This is a genomic window from Pseudoflavonifractor sp. An85, from assembly GCF_002161235.1.
Lineage (GTDB): Bacteria > Bacillota > Clostridia > Oscillospirales > Oscillospiraceae > Enterenecus.
In genome coordinates this window covers 1-980 of sequence record NZ_NFHE01000109.1, presented here as the reverse complement: position 1 = coordinate 980, position 980 = coordinate 1, and the positions used below count along the sequence as shown (strand labels likewise).

Below are 980 nucleotides of genomic sequence, written 5' to 3'. Positions count from 1 at the left end.
CCGGGGCGGCGGACGGCGGCGGTCACCATGGTCCCGTCGTCGAACCGGAAGCTGCCCCGGTTCTCGCCCTGCTGGGGCGGGGTGCCGTCGTACCAGTGCTGGACGAGGATCACGCCCTGCCCCTTCAGGTCGCCGAGGTAGAGGTTCCAGTCGGTGAGGATGCTCACGCCCTCCTTCCGGTGAGGTTCCGGGCAGGTCAGGGACGTGTCGAACTCCTCGTACCGGTGGCTCCGGTAGAGCACTTCCACCTTCATGACGGCCTCCTATCGGGTCACAATGCGGGTTCGGGGGCCTGCCATTCGCTCCACGGGTCGCCCGCCAGCGCCTGCGAGGCGTCGCGGCTGGCCTTGGCCGTGGCGGTCAGGCCGTCCTCACGTTCCTCACGCGCGGCGGCCTTCTCCGCCTTGTAGCTTTCCACCTGCTCCTTGATGCCTTTCGCCAGCGCCCACGGGTTCACCTCGAAACGCTTGTACGGGTGATCCGCGTCGTCCCGGCTGCCGGTCCACACGGGCACCGGCTCGTCCGCCTTGAAGGAGAGCGTGACCTGCGCCCGGTCGCCGGAGAGCATCTGCTGGCGCATGTAGTCCGACACGAACACGTCGCAGGAGTAGCCGGACAGGTCAACGCCGTTGACCTTCGTGCCCGGCGGGATGTGGACGAACGCCTTGTCGAAGGTGCGCCCGTCCTCCGTGGTGATGGTGTGGGGGTGCAGGAACGCCGCCGGTATCTTCACATGGGCGAACCCGTTCTGCTGGTTGTTCTGTTCCGCCATTTCGATCACTTGTCCTTTCCATGGGGCGGGCGGCGATCCATTGCCGCCCGCGTGGTTTCTATTGTATGGTTCAGTCGAAGCGTGCGCCATCCGGGTTGGACGGCAGGCACATGAACACGATGTTCGTGATGAGGCCCGCCACGATGAGGATGAGGCCGATGGACCCCATGCCCAGTGCGCCGCTCAGGAGGCTGGCGTCCCCGTTGGA

General features: G+C 66.4%; 2 protein-coding genes. Both read right to left on the bottom strand.

The genetic code is table 11. The features are described 5' to 3' along the window. Nucleotides 1-254, bottom strand: a 254-nt coding sequence (locus B5G37_RS14620; RefSeq protein ID WP_143483007.1) for a hypothetical protein, incomplete at its 3' end; no start/stop codon positions are given. A gap of 17 nt (nt 255-271) precedes the next feature. Beyond that, nucleotides 272-772 carry a hypothetical protein gene (locus tag B5G37_RS14615; RefSeq protein WP_087258978.1) on the bottom strand — a complete coding sequence of 167 codons (501 nt, stop codon included), beginning with the start codon at nt 770-772 and terminating at the stop codon, nt 272-274. Nucleotides 773-980: the final 208 nt, after the last annotated feature.